This window comes from Bacillus sp. MUM 13, from assembly GCF_001866725.1.
Lineage (GTDB): Bacteria > Bacillota > Bacilli > Bacillales > DSM-1321 > Peribacillus.
On sequence record NZ_MLYQ01000016.1, the window covers coordinates 45,221 to 64,613 of the forward strand.

Here is a 19,393-nt window from a genome sequence, read left to right on the forward strand (position 1 = left end):
TAAACAATTAAATAATTGCAGCAGTGAGTCATATTTTTCTTTTCATTCCATATTTAATGAAGAATATTCAGCGAGCGAAACACAGCCGCTCAATTATATAACTTTTTATCAGAATCATGAATATCTATGCTCATATGAATGGCAAAAAGGCCACTCGACATTGTAAAACTGATGAAAGACCTTCTCTATTAAATAGCCTTTTTTATCCTGGTTTTTTCGGCCATGTGGACAAAAAATAGCGTGTTGTCGTTTTACAAGTTATGTAATTATTACAATAACGGGCATTATCTATATGACCAGAACCATTCTTGATATAAATCAATCCATCTAAAATTCTTATGTCCTTCATCCAATTTGAAGCTTGCTAATGGCAATATTATTTTTTCGCTGCCTAAGCTGCATTCAACAAGAACTCCATAATTTTCGTCTACTTTCATTTCTTGATCTAAACGAATACAGTTGACTTCAATTTCTGCGATTTCTGAAGGGCCAACTTCCTCTTCATATATCGCAGTAAAGGGGAATATCATCTGTTCCATTAGATATTGATAAAAACTCATTAAACTTGTCTCTTTAACAATAAATAATTTTTCCATATAACTTACTTTATATTCTTTACCTGTCTCTAATCCGCTTATCCCTAATATTTGGGCAGCTTGAATTTCCCATTCTTCGATTTCAACCTGCGGATCATCAAATATATCTTGAGAAACGTATAATCCATTTAGTATTGAAAGATCATTAAAAGGACTATCTTGAATAATTGACTTTATCGAGAAATCACTGTCAAAGTAGTTCATATTAAACATATCTCTAATCTTCTTCGATTTTTGTGAAGTCGTACTCTGCTTGGTTCCGAAATACTCTAAAATATCTGTAACAGGTACGAATGGCTGAGCAGATTTATCAAATAGGAAATTAATTGTTCCCAAAGCATGTATGACTGCCGCAGCCCATATTTCAATACGGCCTGACAGAAATGGGACCTCTCGCTTCCTGGCCATTTTGTTTATTAACTTCTCAATTAACTCCTCATACTCTTTATTTAAAAATTGGCTACTAAACTCTTTGGTTAATTTCAGTAACTCTTTCTTTTTTTCCTCTATTTTTTCTTTCGGTTTAGTCATCATCCACAACCTCAGATCTATTTAAGCTTTATGGTTTGGTAAAACACCCGATCCATTAATAAAGTTTACAACATACCTGTTTAAAAACAGGGTCATTTTGCTTTGGCCATCTACTATTATATTGTTTTTATTTTCCCTTTTCAGCTGTAGCGATATAACTAAACTTGGCAAGAATCGTCATCCGCCTTCAGCTGCTTTTCATCTTGAGTAAATCATTATCAGAATGGCAAGTCCTCATCATTTTCCCAGTAATCAGGTACAATCTCTTTTTCTCGTTTATTAGATATGCTATGTGATTCTTCACTGAAAGGATGCTTTCCTGTCAGTACCTTATTGAACTTCTCTTCATATAAATCGCGAATCCAAATTTTAACAGATGCTTTCCATTTCTGATCAGGGGCGGGGATATTTTTAAGTAAGCTCTTTGCTGTCATCCCCAGCTCCTTCGCCATCTGTATATCAGCCTCATTCAAACGGCATCGTTTTTTGGCCTCTGCCCAGGCTTCCGCAGTCCTTTTTACCACTTACATACTCTCCTGTTTAAACATAATGTGAAAGAACTTCTGTACTTATCAGTACATGGTTCACTATTCATTTCCACAGCATTTCTTGAATTTCTTTCCGCTCCCGCATGGACAAGGATCGTTTCTGCCAATCTTTTGACGGGTTTGGAGACTAATGACCTCCCCTTTTTTATCGGGCAGGGGCAGCAGCGCTTTCTTATCCTCCGGGAATAGCTCCATGGATGTATATCCCTTCAAAAACCATTCTCTCGTATTATTCATAAGAAGAACAAGTGCATCCATAAGTCTTTGCGCAGCTTCAAAGCTCTCAAAAGAAAGTTGAGTTTGTAAAAATCCAAGAAGCTGACTGGGAAGATCACCTAATTTCACCTGTATAATACAAGTTTCAACAATCTCCTTCGCCTCTTCATTGCTCATCTGATACTCTTTCATAAGCAAAGATAAAAGCTGAGAATAACCCTTTGGACGCTCTACAAAGTCGGTTACTCCAGCTTCAAGAAGCTGTTTCTTCGAAAAAGGGTAATAGTCAATATTCTTCCTGGATGCCTGCTCCTCTAAAACTTCTAAAGGATTCATCACTTCCCAGTAAGAATAGCCGTACCTGTCAGCATATATTTCCTGGTAGCATTCCATCGCATCATAGAAAACGCGAAAGAAGGCGGAATTGTCTTCGGAAACAGCTGTATATTTCTCTACTAATTCCATGAACCTATTATGCGGCACGGTTCCGTAATAATAGAGCAGCCCCCGTGTAATCCGTATCCATTCCGTATTTCTCTTAGCATCTTTAAGTATCGTTTTGTCACTAATGATTTCACGTAAAGCAGGCAATAATTCCAATGGAATCGTGACGGCTGACTTGCCATTGTGCATACCAGTAAACATAAATCCGGTTTTAGGGAAATACTCCAATTCCTCTAATGTTACCTTGTGTCCACTGATCACTCCATCACTGGCTATGATATTTTTTAGGATATGTATTCGCCGCTCATCGAAATAGCGAATAATCATTCTGAGGAGAGAGGGAATTTCCTCTGACAAGAAGTCAATTAACTCCGCCTTTTTCATTGTGCTCACATTTCTAATTTGCAGCTTTTTCCGGATGTCATGAAGTTCTGCGGCCCGTAATGCAGATAGCCCTTCTTTTAATGTAGCTATACCTGTAACATTATCTACTGTCATTTAATACTCCTTTCAGAGAGCACGCTATTGACAACATCGACCCTCACAGCAGCTCTACTAGCCATCTTATAGTTTTCATTCTATCATGCATGCCCTTTATATAAACAAATGAACTGGACTGGCTGTTCTAAAAAACTGAGATTCAATATAAACTTTTCACATGATCATACAATCCCCAGCATAAAAAAAGATGAACTAACAAAAAAAATCGACCATTATAGTGGTATGTCAGATACATGCACTTCATTTAATCTTATAAGCCCAATCCAAAAAGCCGTAACTAAGCATTATAATCGCCTCTCCCTCTATTTTCTCATCTATTAATCTATTAATTGCAAATTTACACCTGTCCGAATATCCGCCAATACTAAATGTACAGCCAGGATAACCGAAAATTGCAGCAATAAGTCCTGTTAAAACATCCGAAGGAAGCATTACAAATTCCAAGAGCATTTCAGATGAATAATAATAGCTTGCGGAAAGAAAATTCCATAAAAAACTAAAAGATGTCACCGCTAATAAAGACTTTAAATGATTGCCTTGTAAGCAGATTTCCACAAGATTTTACGTGGAACGAGCATTTTAATTCAATACTTCTAAGGAGAAAACATTATTTTTATCGAAATCACTTATTATTTCTTTAGGCAGCAGCTGCCTCAACTGGTTTTTATTTGCCCACTTGTAATCCGAGTGTTCCTTTGACAGAATCACTTCTTTTCTCTTACTTCTACATAAATAGGTCAATATAACAACTTGTCTCATTGGATTAGTATTGAATGTGGCTGCATATAAAATCCGCTCTACCCTAACAGATAAACCGGCTTCTTCTTTAATTTCCCGTAAAAGTGCAGTTTCTAAATCTTCTCCGAATTCAATTTTCCCGCCCACACATTCCCAAGTTCCTCCGCCAATTTCATCTTCTATGTGACGTCGAACAATTAAAGCTTTCCCTTCATTCACAATAACACCTTTAACAGCAACAACGATTTTATTTGTCATTTAACATCCCGTCCTGTTTGTTATTAAAATTCTTTTAAAAGATTGACCCTATCTTTTATATTCACATGATTGTTCCTGTGCGTCGACTAAATAAAAACTGTAAGGGGAATTTGTTTAAGCCAGTATCGACAGAAAAACACAATCAGTCCCTAAATAATATTCTTAGATTGATTGAAAGACAAAGTTTAGCTGGTCAAAAACAGTGTTAAGTCATAAAAAAAGACCCCCAACCAAATCGGTTGAAAGCCTTTGAAACACCACAATTAAAGATTTGAGATATAAGGCGCACGGCGGGCACCTTTAAGACCTTCATCTCCTTTTGACTTAAATACTTGTCATCTGTTATAAGAGGATAAAAAATAACAGAAGAGACGTCTTAGCGCCTCTCCTGTATGATGTCAAAAAAAACTTGACGGTCTATTTTATTACTAATGCTTTTTCTTTCATTAAGATATCTTGAAGAACTTCTTCTAAGTATTTAACAAATACCTCATAATTCTCACTCATTGGAAAATGCCCGATTCCCTTCATTTCCACAAATTTCGCTCCAGAGATTTGATCGGCAGTACGTTTTGAATCCGCAGGAGTAGATAGGTAATCATATTCACCTGTCATTAAATATACAGGGCATTTTTCAGCATCAATCAGGTGAAGTTTTCCACGAAGATCATGATCAACACTATAGAAATAAAGATCCCCCTTAAAAACACCTGGTGCTCCTTGGCTATAATACCACCATGTTAGACGACGATCTTTTTCAGGACTTTGTGGCGCCATAAGACCCCAGGTCCCAGATGCACAAACCTCTCCACCATGCGTATGAGGATGGTTCCACCAATCCACGAAATAGCCTGGAGTATAATCGGCCCCTTCGACAGGAATGGTTGCTCTAAAGTATTCCGGATATTCAAGAGCGAGTTGCAGGGCTGCATTTCCGCCAAATGAACTTCCCATGAATACAGGATTTTCAAGTTCGAGCGCCTCACAAAAACTTCTAACAAATTGAAGAAACCACTGGGTAGTAAGTTTATATTCTTCCTTCCACCACTCAACAGTATGTGGAGGATCTGATTTTCCATGACGCGGTAAATCATAAGCAATAACCCTGAAGTTTTTGGTTATGTTTCCATCCTCTAAAAGTCCGCGCCACTGGCGGTTATCAGAACCTGCCGTATGTTGACAAACAAGAGGGATACCTTGACCATTTTCCTCAAAGTAAACCTTGTATTCAACATCTTGTACATTTACGTAAACATAACGACCTATAACCGTAGATAATTTACTCATTTTTCATCCTCCTTTTTATGCTACTGTAAGTTGAACTTCTCTTGTTACATCCAGAAGGCGAGTCATTGCCCGTAAATTTGCCATTAACTCCTTGATATCGCCATCTATCTGTAAGTTACCTTGGAACATGGCAGCAAATAATTCGTGATACATTGGAGGTGGAGTCGGCTGAGTAAACTTCCTCCAAGCGTCTACTGTTCCACGGATTGCAAATTTCCAAGGTTCCAGTGGAGTCGGATTTGAAATAATATTCTTAATTTTCCCTTCCAAAACCTCAATCACGTAACTCTCTGGGCCAATCTGCCAAAGGAACGTTGTAGTGAAGTACTTTCCAATAACATTGAGTTCCTGGTCATTGTTTACCGTTTTCTGGAACTGGGCCATCCATTCTTTTGTTCCAACATGCATATTGTTTGTCCCCCTTATGAAATCGTTAACCTTGTAAGCGGCTACACTAATTATTAATGCAATTACCATGCCAATTAATTAAAGTATTCAAAATAGAGGGAAAACCCAGATCAGAACAGGCCTGTTTATTTTTCATCACAAGATTCCGACTTCAAATCATGTATATTTGACCGGTCTATGTCCGGACGAATGAACAGTATATATACCATTTACTCAATACTATATTTTTGAATTTTCCGATATAAAGCACTGCGAGATATACCCATTTCCTTTGCAGCCTCAGTACGATTGCCATTCGTTTTATGGAGAATGCCTGTGATATATTCACGCTCATTAGTTTTTTCAGCTGATTGGTCTGCTCTTAAAAACTCATGTGCATGAAATGAATCGAATGTATCTTCATCGTGCAGATAAACAATTCGTTCAATTACATTTCTGAGTTCCCTTAAATTCCCCGGCCATGTATGTTGTTGAAATAAACTAATTGCTTTTGCAGTGAGAGAGATTTTTTTTCGTTGCGCTTTTTCGCAAGCTTTGGACAACATGGTATTAAAAATATTTTCTAAATCTTCCTTTCGCTCTCTTAAAGAAGGGATCTTTATATTAAACACGTTTAAGCGATAGTAAAGATCTTCTCGAAATTCCCCTTTTTCAACTAATTCTTTCATATTTTTATTTGTAGCAGCTAAAAAACGTACATTAACTGGAATTGGTGTAGTACCGCCAACCCTTATGACTTGTTTCTCTTCCAAAGTTCTAAGAAGAGTAGCTTGTAAATCTAATGGCAAATCTGCTATTTCATCTAAGAATATTGTGCCTTTGTTAGACGCTTCAACTATCCCTTGATTCCCTTTGAGTTTAGCACCTGTAAAGGCCCCGCCTTCATAACCAAACAACTCTGTACTAATTAGTTCTCGCGGCAATGCTGCACAATTAATTGCGGTATAAGGATAGTCCCTTCTTTTGCTTTGATTGTGAATAAAACGAGCCATATAATCTTTCCCTACTCCACTTTCCCCTTGAATAAGAATGCTTGCATCACTTTTTGAAACCTTTACAGACATTTGTATGGTCTTATCAAAAGCTGCATTTTTAGTATTAAAGGCAAAATAATCGGGGCTTACTATAGTATTGGGCAAAATTAACTTTGTTTTGGGATGTATAAATAGGACGGTAGCTAACTGTTTGTCTTTACTCAATATTACTTCTGAATCGATAGCAAATTTCTTCCCATCCACTTCCATTTCATTCAATACCGAACCATTATCAAAACTACTAAATACTTTTTTTTCTTTTGATTTCAAATCAAAATTGTTTTTTTCAAACAACATTAAAAAGTCTTGAGCCGGCTTATTTTTGAATAACTCTATACCATTTTTATCAAACGAAATAATACCTGTTTTTTCGTTCAACTTATGAACGTAGTCGGTTAATACACTTGATAAAACCTGTTCTTTGATTTTTGTTTTATTAAACCGGTATCTTTCCGTAACAGCACGGGCACCGGCACCTGCCAGTGTAAATAACTCTTTCAAATCATTTTTGGGACCTATGCGGCAAACATCAAAGGCTCCTATATAAACTCCATCAACAAAAATAGGACATGCAGAACAATCCCAGTCCCGAAGAGCTAAACAGTAATGCTCATTCCCTGAAGTGGCCATAGCAGTCCGTGTTCTAAGCGCAATTGATAATCCTGTAGAACCAACATTTTCTTCTGTCCATCGTGCCCCCGGATATATTCCGCTCCGGTCAGCTAATTTTTGTGATTTATGATCGGACATCACTTCTAATAAATATCCATCTGCATCCGCAAGCAAAAGAAGGTATCCTCCCCCTTTTAAGCGTTTACAAAAATCCTCCATAACTGGCACTGCGGCGTTAATCAGGTCGGAATTTTTTTGTCGTCTGCTTGCAAAATCACTTTGTATAATATGTGAAAAAATTTCCTCCTTTTCATAGGAAACGCCAAATTGCTTACACCTATTCCACGAATCTAAAATTTCTTTTCTTACGTTGATATCAGTACTTCCCTCAAGAACAAACTGTGTCCAATTCTCATCTGCCATTATCATATATATTCCTCCCTCTATAAATATTGATATATCAACGGGGTGCCCCATTGGTGGGTGCGCTACTGATTAATAATGGTAAAGTAGTGGACATTCAATATACGATGCACAATGGATCTCTGCGTAGCTTATGATGACGTACCCCCCCTTGTCTCTTCCTTAAGGATATGAGGTTAACTGAAGCGTCCATTTTTAATCAGGCGAGCGATAACTAATGCATCTTTACGGTCATGTTTGGCTGGCAAGTTGTCATCCAATTATTTTGACCGCTTAACGTGCATAGGATTGGTCATCACCAGGGGAATGCCTCGTTCCTCGAGGAAAGAGGCTAGATTAAGCCAGTAATGGCCGGTAGGTTCAATCCCGACAATGACCTCCGTTTCTCGTAATCTTTCATGATCGCCAAAATACGCTCGTAAAAACGCTCAAAACCGTCGCTGGACTGTAATACCGAAAAAGATTTTTGGAGCACACGCCCACGGTCATCGACAAAGCAGGCGAAGTGTTTCCGCTTTGCAATATCGATTCCGACTACGAAGTTTTTTTTTATAAGCTAGAGCAAAATCTAAAAGCAATTGAAGTGAGTAAGAATAGGGTTTCGTTAAGTAAACGTAGCTCGATTCAATTGCATATCCATCAACAAAAGAAATTAAATTTAGTGAAAACAGTGATTTAGGTTCTTTTTATAACGCTTTCAAGGAAGAACTTATCGTACCCCAAAAATTCATTACTAGGTTTCTCTAACATTATTATATTTGAAGGCAGTATTCAAAATCCACTGGTGCTATTTTAAAAGAAATTAGATGAAATTTTATCCTCTGATATTAAAATTGAACTTGGGCCTGGCTCTTTTTTGTTATTTTCTTTAAAGAACTCGTGAACAGTAGAACCTATTTTACTGAGGAATGGTTCATTTAAAACCCTCTTTTATTCATTTTTCTAAATATGTTGATGAAATTATAATGAAATAGTAAAATTACTTAAAGTGAACTTTAACACATGTTCAAACGAGGGGTGAAATGAATTGACTTATAGCATTAAAGAGATTACTGAGAAAACGGGGCTATCAGCATCGACCTTACGTTATTATGAAAAGGAAGGTATATTACCTTTTGTAAAGCGTGATGAGAATGGGAAACGCCTGTATAGTGATGAAAATATTGAATGGATTCATTTCATTTTAGCACTGCTTTCAACTGGGATGCCTATTGCTGAAATAAAACGTTACGTAGAATTGTATAAAAACGGTGACACTACCATTAAAGAACGCAGACAGATAATGATCCAGCATAAAACAAAGGTCGAAGAAGAAATGATGAAGACGTACACATACTTAGAGCAAATCAACTATAAATTAGCTCTGTATGACGTGATAGAAGCAAATTTAAAGAACAAAGAGATAAAAATTTAAAAAAGGCTTGCGTTAAAGTGAAGTTTAAAGGGTATACTCTTTTTTGTAATGCTAATTAAACACTAAAAGGGAGTAAGTTGCAGGTTTTTCGTGATTAAGCTTCTTATTACTTTTCATCAAGAAGGGATGTTATTAGTATGTCTAATACGAAAGATAAAGTTGTTATTATTACAGGTGCTTCTAGTGGGATTGGAGAGGCGACAGCAAAAGAACTTGCATCTAAAGGTGCGAAGTTAGTACTGGCAGCTCGTCGTGAAGATCTTTTAAAGAAACTGCAAGAAGACATTCAAAATAATGGCGGGCAAGCTATTTACAAAGTGACTGATGTAACATCTCATACACAAATGGAAGAATTGGCACAATATGCACTTTCGCAATTTGGACAAATTGATGTGCTTGTAAACAATGCAGGTCTAATGCCTCTTTCACTTTTACGCAATCAAAAAGTTGATGAGTGGAATACAATGATTGACGTAAATATTAAAGGAGTCCTTTATGGAATTTCCGCTGTTCTTCCTTCAATGAGAGAAAGAAAAGACGGACATATCATTAATATTTCTTCAGTAGCTGGACACGCTATTGCCCCTGGAAGTGCTGTTTATAGTGCAACTAAGTTTGCAGTTAAAGCTATCACAGAAGGACTTCGCTTAGAAGAGTCTACTGGCGGAAATAACATTCGTGCAACAAATATATCTCCAGGAGCTATCGCGACGGATTTAAAAGAAACCATTACAGATCAAGATTTAAAATCTGGAATCGATGAATTTTATAAAGGTGCGATTGAAGTAGAAAGCATTGCTCGTGCCATTGCTTTTGCCATTGAAGAACCATCTGGTATAGCCATTAATGAGATGATTATTCGGCCTACACATCAAGAGTGGTAATTCTAAAAAGAAAATCATTTCGCTTATAATAAGCGGCTGTCCCAAGATTTATTTTTGGGGCAGTTTTTTTCTTTAATTAAATGAAATTAATTTTATACTGCACCTTATAAATTCTTATCTCTCCACTAAATTCCCACATTTATTTACGTTAATCCTCATTGAACTATTCTGCCCTCTTAGTAAAAAAAAACATTTCACAATTCATGAGTTATGGAACTTTTTTTGTTTAGAAAAATTTAAAAAACCGAATTCCGTATTAGGGAATTGACTTTAGTTAATAGCTAGGAAATCCTTAAATCTATTCCTTTATTTTTATATTGATTGCAAAATTAAATGAATCACTTACTTCGCATTCTTTACGCCGCCATACTCACACATCATTATGTGCGGAAGCAAAAGTGGGTCTAGAAGAAATTATGGATAGACTTGGATATTCAGATGACAGTACCACCAGAAAAATATATCTTCCTGTAACGAAAGGCATGAATAAAGAGGCTTCTCAAAAATTCTCTGAATTAATGAGAAACCTCCAATAACATAAACATTGTTAACAATACGTTAGCATTTTGACTTTATTAGCTTTAAATCCCCATTACTAAAGGGCTTAGCGGCTATATTACATCATGCAGCTTATTCACAACAAGTAATTAGGTTTTTTAATCCTTTGCGCTTGATCAAAAAAAACAAATGAATCCGGTTTATGGCGTGATTGAGTGAATTCAAACATGACTCCCTTAGCATTAAACGTATAGTTGTTGATTACCGCTACACAATTATAACCGTTCAGCCCAAGGTATTTTTCATCATTTTCATTGGCTTTTTCAACTGTAATAAACCGTTTAGTAGTTACGATGTTTTCGCCGAGTTCGTTTTCTATATATTCATATATTGAGCCCTTTGCTATCTCTTCCGTTAGATGTTTTACAACATCTCTCCTAAAATAGTTATGATCAATAATTAATACTTTTTCGTCAAGCAGCCTTAATCGCTGGATATAATAAATTTCTGTTCCTTCAGGAATGGATGTCATTTTATTTATTTCTTTATCTACTACTAACTCTTGAAAACAAACGACCTTTGTTCCATACACTTTCTTGTTCCTGATAGAGGATTCCTTGAAGGTTTCTACTCCTCCAAGTATATACTCAGCTTGCTGATATGGCTCATAAATCACACGTACACCCTTGCCATGGAGGCTTTGTACATATCCCTCTGAAACAAGGTTTGCTATCGCTCTGCGGATTGTATTCCGGGAGCATTCATATTGTTTGATTAAGGTGTATTCTGAAGGCAATAAATCCTGATAAGCATAAACTTCATTTTCAATTTTATCCTTCAGATCTCTATATATTTTATCGTATTTTGTTCTTGTCATGCTTCACGCACCTAAGTATTCAACTTTATCCATTTCATTTTATCATAAATGATTTTAATAGAAAAACTTAAAAAAATTGCACATGAAAAATCCATGTGCAACATTTACTTATTCATTTTTAGGAAGAGTAAGGGATTCATAGTATTAAAATCAAACGATTGTTTTGGGTAGATTAAAATAATTGTACTTGTCTAAAAATCACTCATAATAGACTCCTATCAGTTCAATTATTCCTTCTACTGTAAATTGTCATTCGAGTGAAAGATTTTAAAGCGATAGAATATAAGTGTTAAACCAACGGTCATCACAAACGAAATTCCCTCTCCTATAAAATAGGAAACCCAATTCTCAGGGAATACAGAAAGGAAAGACAAGACGCCTCCCACTCCGACAGAAGTGGCCTTAACATTTTGATAAGCAAGGAAAGCACTCCCTACCGCACTTCCTATCATGACGGCAACGAATGGATAACGGAATCTCAAGTTAATTCCGTAAATAGCCGGCTCAGTGATTCCCATCCATGCGGATGCAGTCGATGTGAGCGCGACTCCTCTTAACTTCTTGTTATTCTTAAGAAGGAAAAACATAGTTAATGCAGCTGCACCTTGAGCCATTGTTACCGTTTCCCCAACCGGCCAAAGTGTTACATAACCAAGGGAACCGGCCATTTGAAGGTTGACTCCCAAAAATAAATGATGCATTCCTGTAATGACTAAAGGCGGGGAAATAAAACCATAGATAGCTCCCGCTAATACAGGTGCAGTATGAAATAGGGAAACAATGCTGTTTGTAATCAAGTTGGCACCTGCCATCGTAATAGGACCGATCACTGCGAAAGTAATAAATCCCGTCACCAAAAGAGCAATTGGTGAAACAAATATCAACTGAATGGATTCAGGTATGATTTTTTTTAATTTCAATTCACAAAAAGCTAATATATATGCTGCAAAGATGACTGGAATAACCTGACCCTGATAACCAACTTTCGCTATGTGCATTCCAAAAAGGGGCCAATATTCCGCTTTACTTGGATCGGCCGCAAACTCATAGGCAGACATCAAAGAAGGATGAACCAGCACCAGCCCTAACACGATCCCCAGAACAGGGTTGCCGCCAAATTTTTTTACGGCAGACCAGCCTATCAAAGCCGGCAAGAATGTAAACGCTGTATTTGCGATGACATTGATGACCCCGACAACACCAGCCCAAGAGCTATATACATCTAAAAAGGACTTGCCTTTAAAGAAAATTCCCGGGTTAGACAGGACATTATTTAACCCCATTAACAATCCAGCAGCGACGATAGCCGGCAGGATTGGAATGAAAATATCTGCCAAAGTCCGAATGGCTTTCTGAATAGGATTTTTCTTTTGATTAACCACTTCTTTTATTTCTTCCTTGGAGCTTTCCGAAATCCCAGTTTGCGAGATAAATTCTCTATATACCTTCTCTACCAACCCAGGACCTATAATCACCTGGAATTGACCGCTTGCATCAAAACTTCCTTTTACTATATCAATCTCTTCTAGCCTTTTAACCTCAACTAAGCTTTGGTCATTTAAAACGAGTCTTAATCTTGTGACACAGTGTGTACCACTTTGGACATTATCTGCCCCGCCGATGCTTTCAATAATCTGCTCGACACTCTGTTTCAAATCTTGCATATGGTATTCAACCTCTCCATTGAACTCCTATCGATTAGACGAAAGGGCCTGTCTATTAGAAATATTTGTCGCAACTTGTTTGAACAAGTTTTATTGATTTCATATTAACTTGTTTAAACAAGATTTGTCAACAATCATTTTTGCGCTTTCATTGCAGTTATATCAATTATGTTAAGGCTTACCTGAAATCCCTTGCATACTCAACATTTTTTAAAGTTAATACATAATTACGACTGGATATCAAACTGAGACAACCCATCCAATAATTTAGAATTTTATCTTCTTGACTAGGGATATATTATATCTATAATGAGGAGTAGTGAAACTTGTTTAAACAAGTTAGAGAAGGGAGATATCACTTATGAACCTAGCCCACACACCATTTAGTTACTTTGGATCCTATCTATCACTTTCTTATCAAGAAAGTGAAAACGATTCCGAAAAAGGCCTTTTTTTACGTTCCTTACACGGTAAATCAAAACCTCACATGAATTCACTTAAATTGATACCAATAAAAAATGGAATACCGGTAGACTATAGCTACACGGCTGATTACAACCTAATTACTCTTACATTTGAAGGAGGAGAGGTTTCTATCTGTTTTGATGGAGAATCGAAGCTGTTGGTAAAAGGAACCGGAGAAAAGATAGGATTCCGGCTCGACACGCAGCCCCTCTATAATTTTGAATATAATTACCTACTTGGCAAAGATGATAAAAAATTTTGCATCGTCAACAGCTATAAAAACTTAACTAAATATCTTATTTTTTGTTCCAAGGGCTCAGTGACTCTTAAGCAGAACATCCACATCGATGAAACCGGAAGCATGAACAAGGCTGACAATATATCTATTATTGATGTGTCATCCATTAAGGATGAATTTCTATGCGTTATTCAGGACATCCCGACCCATGTGTTGAAACCAGACTGGAAAGAATATGATTTCGATCAATCGCTGAAAAAAAGCCGTGAAAACTTTCAGAGCTTTTGCGATAATCAGCTGGTAGTCCCTGCTGCCTATCAAGCAGCTCTTAAACCAGCGGCTTATATTACATGGTCATCGATCGTAAGACCCGAAGGATACTTAAAACGGTATACGATGTACGCTTCGAATCATCATTTTCCTGGAGCATGGAGCTGGGATCACTGCTTTAATGCTGTAGCTTTGGCAGGAGTCGATAATGATTTGGCATGGGATCAAATGGCCGTATTGTTCGATCATCAAGACGAGCTTGGGCAAATTCCGGGATCCGTTTCTGATTCAACCATACGCTGGAACTTTATGAAACCGCCTGTACAGGGGTTGTTTTTCTCTAAAATGATGAAAAAAATGGACTTTTCTCCTGATCAATTAGAACAGGCTTATCAATATGTAAGCAAACAGGTGAATTTCTACTTATCCTACAAGGACTCAAATGAGGACGGGATTTGTGAATATCATCACGGTAATGATTCTGGACAGGATAACAGCACGGTATTTAAATTGCCGATTGTTGTTGATTCTCCTGATCTGACGGCATTTCTTATAAAAGCAATGGATATGCTGTCTGAAGTTGCCGGCAAAATGGATATGAGCTCTGAGCAGACAAAATGGCAAGAAATGGCCGATAACTTAACAAAAGCCTTCCGTGCCTATTTTATTGAAGGTAACTTACCAGTTGCTAAAATTACAGCTAACGGGGAAATAATAGATAGCTACAGTATCCTTCCTCTCATTTCAATCATTTTGGGGGATAGACTTCCTAAAGAGACTAAGGAAAACATTATCAAACTGCTTTCTAGTGAACGTTATTTAACACAATGGGGTATCGCTACTGAAGCGATTGATAGTCCATTGTATGAAGATGATGCATACTGGCGCGGAGCTATATGGGGCCCGACTACCCTTCTTGTAGTGGATGCCTTGGAGGATAGTGGAGAACAAGAGCTAGCTATGGAAATTGCAGATAGATACTGCCGGCTGACATCAATGAGCGGATTTGCGGAAAACTTCAATGCCATTACAGGAGAACCATTGAGAGACCGTTCATTTGCCTGGACAGCTAGTACTTTTCTTTACTTAGGTGCTAAACTAGTGAAGTAAATGAAATAAAAGAATGTTTCTAAATTTAGCCACGTAACATTATTGTTAAGCCTTCCTGAGTAAACGAACAACTGGAAGACTTATTGTATAGCTATCTAATATGTACCATTATGAAATTTCACCATAGTAACACTGTGTATTTTTGCACCCATGAACATTTTCTTTCATAACTAAGAAAATGCCAAAAAGGTCTTCCATCAGCTAAACTAAACTGATGGAAGACCTTTTCTAATATCAATTATGAGCACTTTTCTATAACTATCCTAAAAATCCTTTTGTACCAAGTATTTTTAGACTTATTACATCATGCCGCCCATACCGCCCATGCCGCCCATGTCAGGCATTGCAGGAGCATTTTCTTCTGGCTTGTCAGCAACAACAGCTTCTGTTGTTAAGAACATAGCTGCAACTGAACCAGCGTTTTGAAGAGCGTAGCGTGTTACTTTAGTTGGGTCAACGATACCAGCTTCGATCATGTTTACCCATTCGCCAGTAGCAGCGTTGAAGCCAGTGCCGACTTCTTCGCGTTTTAAGCGTTCAACAATGACAGATCCTTCAAGACCGGCATTGTGAGCGATTTGGCGTACAGGCTCTTCGATTGCACGAAGCACGATAGAGATACCAGTTGCCACGTCGCCTTCTTCTTGAAGAGAAGCCACTTTATTGTATACATTCAGAAGAGCCGTTCCTCCGCCTGATACGATGCCTTCTTCAACTGCTGCACGAGTAGAGTTCAGGGCATCTTCAATGCGAAGTTTGCGTTCTTTAAGCTCAGTTTCAGTAGCAGCACCAACTTTGATGACTGCAACGCCGCCAGCTAATTTAGCAAGACGCTCTTGCAGTTTTTCACGGTCAAATTCAGAAGTTGTTTCTTCTAATTGAACACGGATTTGGTTAACACGTCCTGAAATGGCAGCTGATTCGCCAGCGCCTTCAACGATCGTTGTGTTTTCTTTGGTAACAACCACTTTAGAAGCGCGTCCAAGAGATTCAATCGTTGCAGATTTAAGGTCAAGGCCTACTTCTTCTGTGATGACTTCTCCGCCTGTAAGAGCAGCGATGTCTTCTAGCATTGCCTTACGGCGGTCACCGAATCCAGGAGCTTTAACAGCAACTGCATTGAATGTTCCGCGAAGCTTGTTCACAACAAGAGTTGCCAATGCTTCACCTTCAACATCTTCAGCAATCAATAAAAGTGATTTTCCTTGCTGTACAACCTGCTCAAGAACAGGAAGGATTTCCTGGATGCTTGTGATTTTTTTGTCAGTGATCAGGATATATGGATTTTCAAGAACGGCTTCCATTTTATCTGAATCAGTAACCATGTATGGAGATGCATATCCACGGTCGAATTGCATACCTTCTACCACATCAAGCTCAGTAGTGAATCCTTTAGATTCTTCGATTGTGATAACACCATCGTTGCCTACGCGCTCCATAGCTTCAGCGATCAGTTGTCCAACTTCTTCGTCAGCAGAAGAGATGGCAGCTACCTGTGCGATGGATGCTTTGCCTTCGATTGGCTTAGAAATCACTTTTAACTCTTCGATTGCAGCGTTAACTGCCTTCTCGATACCTTTGCGGATTCCCATTGGGTTAGCGCCCGCTGTTACGTTTTTAAGGCCTTCACGGATCATAGCTTGAGCAAGAACGGTTGCAGTAGTAGTACCGTCTCCAGCTACGTCATTTGTTTTGCTTGCAACTTCAGCAACAAGCTTGGCACCCATGTTTTCGAATGCATCTTCTAATTCGATTTCTTTAGCAATTGTAACACCGTCATTTGTGATTAATGGAGAACCGAATTTCTTCTCAAGAACCACGTTGCGTCCTTTAGGTCCAAGCGTTACTTTTACTGTATTTGCAAGTGCGTCCACACCGCGAAGCATGGAACGGCGAGCTTCTTCACTAAACTTAATATCTTTAGCCATTGTATAAGTTACCTCCCTAATGGTTTTAAATGTATGATTCGTTAAGTATGCCGCTAAAAATTAGCCGATTACAGCTAAAATGTCGCTTTCACGTAAAATTAAGTATTCAGTTCCTTCGTACTTCACTTCAGTACCGGAATATTTTGAGAAGATAATTAAATCGCCTTGTGCTACCTCTAAAGCAACACGTTCGCCATTATCAAGCACGCGGCCTGTTCCGACAGCTACAACCTTGCCTTCTTGAGGCTTTTCTTTTGCAGTATCCGGCAAAACGATACCGCTGGCAGTCTTTTCTTCCGATTGAACTAGTTCAATAACAACGCGATCACCTAATGGTTTTAACAAAGTGAAACAACCTCCTCAAATTCTTTGGTTAAATGTTTTAGATTATTAGCACTCTGCACTAACGAGTGCTAACACAATTCTTATATTAAATAAATCATCCATCTTTTGCAAGTATCTTCATCAAAAATTTTTTATAAATTTCTGCGGAAAATAGGAAATGCTATATCGTAATAGGAATAGCCTCAGGTAATGCGCCAAATAGGCTGTCCGCAAATCTTTCATTGGAGTTCTCCGTGTTTTTTTGGTACCCTTTTATTTATAAAAATCATTTTAAGGACTGTACCTTTTAAAACATTCGCACACTTTCAGGAAAAACTGTTATGCTGTTTAAAGGATCTTCTGCAGCATGGACTGCTAGAAGAATATAGGAAGTTTTTCTATTAAAGGAGTTTTCATTTTTGAAAAGAGAATATTGGTTTGTCATCATCACATATATCGCCATGCAGCTATCGGGATTTGTCGGCGTACCCATCCTTATGATGCTTGGCGCCTTAACAGGTGCTTCCCGCCATGATCTGCAGATGAAGTCCGGGGCATATTGGATTGTTATCAGCTTCCTGGCAGCACTGGTGCTTGTTTTATTCTTTATGAGGCATGATATGAGAGAAAGCAGGAACAGCCGAAATCAGGCTTCCATTCCTGTGTCTATTATGTGGGCGGTTGCAGGGATCTTTCTCGCCTTGTTTTCTCAGTCCATCGCGTCCTATCTTGAACAGCTTTTTGGCATCAGCCCGGGCTCCAAGAATACCCAGAACATCCTGACGCTTATCAAACAGGTGCCGTGGGTCATCTTTGTCAGTTCCGTTATCGGGCCGATCCTTGAGGAAATCATCTTCAGGAAAATTATTTTCGGATCACTTCATAAGCGCTATAATTTCTTTTTGTCTGCATTAATCAGTTCATTCATTTTTGGTCTTGCCCATATGGAATTCGTTCATATTCTGCTTTATACGGCAATGGGCTTTTCGTTTGCATTCTTATATAATAAAACGAAAAGAATTTGGGTATCTATGTTTGCCCACGTGGCAATGAATACATTGGTTGTTATTTTGCAATTGTTCAGCAAGGATATCGAAAAAATGGCCCAAAATGCTAAACATATGCAAGGCATCATCGGAGGGTTTTTATGAGACGGCAGCAATCACCGCTTGCTATGGGGATCCTTTATTTCGGCTTAGGCATTCTATTTACAGTATATGCCATTCAGCATGTCTCTCACTCTGGATGGGGATTCATATCATTATTTCTCATCCTTTTGGCCACACTGGACATTGGATCTGGAATACGGATGCTGCTTTTATATGCCAAGATAAAATCTTCTAAACAAAAATAGTCTGTTAAATTTTTTGGGGAAACACCTGTAAATGGTGTTTCCCTTTCTGCATCCTTCAGGTGAATACCCTATCAATTCTTGGGCGGTCATAATCCAATATCCAATCATTATATAATTCATACATCCCTCTTATTGTGTCAGTTGAAGCTGCCAATACATCACAGCCTCTGTCATCATAAACGTGAAAAATGGTTTTCTTATTTATATTAATGAAATACACGCTATGAGGCATCCTTGGTTTTATACCTAGATCCTGATTGCATATAGCCTTTAACAAAGCTTTGTATGTCAAATCAGCCGTTTTGCACTTCAGAGAAAACCTGTGAGTTCTACATATTCCTTCTTGATCATCCTCCTGATATAAATAGAACATTATTTCGTGCTTTAACCTATACAAAAGCGGCTTCTCAACATACGGTGAAAAGTTACTGAATTTACGTTTACTGTATTTTCCTTTATCACAATCATTTACATCCATAATTACAAAAATATCATCATCAGAAGAATGCAGAGCTTCAAATAATGTAATGACCCTTTTATAGCATACCTCCCCATATTGACTGTTCGGATAAGAATATTCTCTTTTCCATTCAACCCCAAGCTCAAATCGTATGCTGGTATTCCAGTTATAAAACAAAGGTGATTTTAGTTCTAAATCAGGGAATGTTTGATGCATAAATTCGTTTAATTTCACTCCAGCACCTCATAACATTTTGTAAGAAAAAGCTAAAAATAAAAATGCTGCCTATTCTGTACTGCACCCCAAATGTT

At 37.8% G+C, this 19,393-nt stretch carries 18 protein-coding genes and 2 pseudogenes; 6 read left to right on the top strand and 14 right to left on the bottom strand.

Annotated elements, in window-relative coordinates:
* Nucleotides 1-284: 284 nt before the first annotated feature.
* The 9 genes and pseudogenes from BIV59_RS05535 to BIV59_RS22695 all read right to left on the bottom strand — a co-directional run.
* Nucleotides 285-1,127 (bottom strand): DUF6398 domain-containing protein, encoded by an 843-nt coding sequence (locus tag BIV59_RS05535; protein ID WP_139194312.1) that lies wholly within the window; start codon nucleotides 1,125-1,127, stop codon nucleotides 285-287.
* Between the two features lie 218 nt (nucleotides 1,128-1,345).
* The gene (locus BIV59_RS05540; RefSeq protein WP_071350464.1) at nucleotides 1,346-1,651 is read right to left on the bottom strand and encodes a hypothetical protein; all 306 of its coding nucleotides are present in this window, start codon (nucleotides 1,649-1,651) and stop codon (nucleotides 1,346-1,348) included.
* Between the two features lie 63 nt (nucleotides 1,652-1,714).
* On the bottom strand, nucleotides 1,715-2,833 hold the full coding sequence (locus tag BIV59_RS05545; RefSeq protein ID WP_071350465.1) for a YecA family protein: 1,119 nt from the start codon (nucleotides 2,831-2,833) through the stop codon (nucleotides 1,715-1,717).
* Between the two features lie 243 nt (nucleotides 2,834-3,076).
* Nucleotides 3,077-3,280: a hypothetical protein gene (locus BIV59_RS23170; protein WP_139194313.1), complete on the bottom strand. Its 204-nt coding sequence runs from the start codon at nucleotides 3,278-3,280 to the stop codon at nucleotides 3,077-3,079.
* Nucleotides 3,281-3,415: 135 nt separating this feature from the next.
* On the bottom strand, nucleotides 3,416-3,832 hold the full coding sequence (locus BIV59_RS05555) for an NUDIX hydrolase (protein ID WP_071350467.1): 417 nt from the start codon (nucleotides 3,830-3,832) through the stop codon (nucleotides 3,416-3,418).
* A 417-nt stretch (nucleotides 3,833-4,249) separates the two neighbouring features.
* On the bottom strand, nucleotides 4,250-5,119 hold the full coding sequence (locus BIV59_RS05560; protein ID WP_071350468.1) for an alpha/beta fold hydrolase: 870 nt from the start codon (nucleotides 5,117-5,119) through the stop codon (nucleotides 4,250-4,252).
* 15 nt (nucleotides 5,120-5,134) lie between these two features.
* Entirely contained in the window at nucleotides 5,135-5,527 is a 393-nt protein-coding gene (locus BIV59_RS05565; RefSeq protein ID WP_071350469.1) for a hypothetical protein, read from the bottom strand.
* A 209-nt stretch (nucleotides 5,528-5,736) separates the two neighbouring features.
* Entirely contained in the window at nucleotides 5,737-7,602 is a 1,866-nt protein-coding gene (locus BIV59_RS05570) for a sigma-54-dependent Fis family transcriptional regulator (RefSeq protein WP_071350470.1), read from the bottom strand.
* Nucleotides 7,603-7,775: 173 nt separating this feature from the next.
* Nucleotides 7,776-8,149, bottom strand: a pseudogene (locus BIV59_RS22695) (IS110 family transposase); the annotation flags it as partial.
* 474 nt (nucleotides 8,150-8,623) lie between these two features.
* Here BIV59_RS22695 and BIV59_RS05575 point away from each other — a divergent pair.
* The 3 genes and pseudogenes from BIV59_RS05575 to BIV59_RS24365 all read left to right on the top strand — a co-directional run.
* The gene (locus tag BIV59_RS05575; protein ID WP_071350471.1) at nucleotides 8,624-9,010 is read left to right on the top strand and encodes a MerR family transcriptional regulator; all 387 of its coding nucleotides are present in this window, start codon (nucleotides 8,624-8,626) and stop codon (nucleotides 9,008-9,010) included.
* 137 nt (nucleotides 9,011-9,147) lie between these two features.
* Nucleotides 9,148-9,894: an SDR family oxidoreductase gene (locus BIV59_RS05580; RefSeq protein WP_071350472.1), complete on the top strand. Its 747-nt coding sequence runs from the start codon at nucleotides 9,148-9,150 to the stop codon at nucleotides 9,892-9,894.
* Nucleotides 9,895-10,214: 320 nt separating this feature from the next.
* A pseudogene (locus BIV59_RS24365) lies at nucleotides 10,215-10,430 on the top strand (site-specific integrase); the annotation flags it as partial.
* Nucleotides 10,431-10,528: 98 nt separating this feature from the next.
* Here BIV59_RS24365 and BIV59_RS05590 read toward each other — a convergent pair.
* Nucleotides 10,529-11,269 carry a UTRA domain-containing protein gene (locus BIV59_RS05590; RefSeq protein ID WP_071350473.1) on the bottom strand — a complete coding sequence of 247 codons (741 nt, stop codon included), beginning with the start codon at nucleotides 11,267-11,269 and terminating at the stop codon, nucleotides 10,529-10,531.
* Between the two features lie 236 nt (nucleotides 11,270-11,505).
* A complete protein-coding gene (locus BIV59_RS05595) occupies nucleotides 11,506-12,933 on the bottom strand; it encodes a PTS transporter subunit EIIC (protein WP_071350474.1) in 1,428 nt (475 codons plus the stop codon).
* Between the two features lie 361 nt (nucleotides 12,934-13,294).
* Here BIV59_RS05595 and BIV59_RS05600 point away from each other — a divergent pair, with 361 nt between their 5' ends.
* Nucleotides 13,295-15,016, top strand: coding sequence for an amylo-alpha-1,6-glucosidase (locus BIV59_RS05600; RefSeq protein ID WP_071350475.1), 1,722 nt, complete (start codon nucleotides 13,295-13,297; stop codon nucleotides 15,014-15,016).
* 299 nt (nucleotides 15,017-15,315) lie between these two features.
* Here BIV59_RS05600 and groL read toward each other — a convergent pair whose 3' ends face one another.
* Nucleotides 15,316-16,944, bottom strand: a complete 1,629-nt coding sequence (groL, locus tag BIV59_RS05605) for a chaperonin GroEL (RefSeq protein ID WP_071350476.1) — start codon at nucleotides 16,942-16,944, stop codon at nucleotides 15,316-15,318.
* A gap of 60 nt (nucleotides 16,945-17,004) precedes the next feature.
* Nucleotides 17,005-17,289, bottom strand: coding sequence for a co-chaperone GroES (gene groES, locus BIV59_RS05610; protein WP_071350477.1), 285 nt, complete (start codon nucleotides 17,287-17,289; stop codon nucleotides 17,005-17,007).
* 398 nt (nucleotides 17,290-17,687) lie between these two features.
* Between groES and BIV59_RS05615 the strand changes: the two genes are divergently transcribed.
* Nucleotides 17,688-18,419 carry a CPBP family intramembrane glutamic endopeptidase gene (locus BIV59_RS05615; protein ID WP_071350478.1) on the top strand — a complete coding sequence of 244 codons (732 nt, stop codon included), beginning with the start codon at nucleotides 17,688-17,690 and terminating at the stop codon, nucleotides 18,417-18,419.
* Nucleotides 18,416-18,622 (top strand): YdiK family protein, encoded by a 207-nt coding sequence (locus BIV59_RS05620; protein ID WP_071350479.1) that lies wholly within the window; start codon nucleotides 18,416-18,418, stop codon nucleotides 18,620-18,622. The genes BIV59_RS05615 and BIV59_RS05620 overlap by 4 nt, the downstream gene beginning before the upstream one ends.
* Before the next feature lie 55 nt (nucleotides 18,623-18,677).
* Here the strand turns inward: BIV59_RS05620 and BIV59_RS05625 are convergent, their stop codons facing one another.
* On the bottom strand, nucleotides 18,678-19,316 hold the full coding sequence (locus tag BIV59_RS05625; protein ID WP_071350480.1) for a DUF3885 domain-containing protein: 639 nt from the start codon (nucleotides 19,314-19,316) through the stop codon (nucleotides 18,678-18,680).
* Nucleotides 19,317-19,393 lie beyond the last annotated feature (77 nt).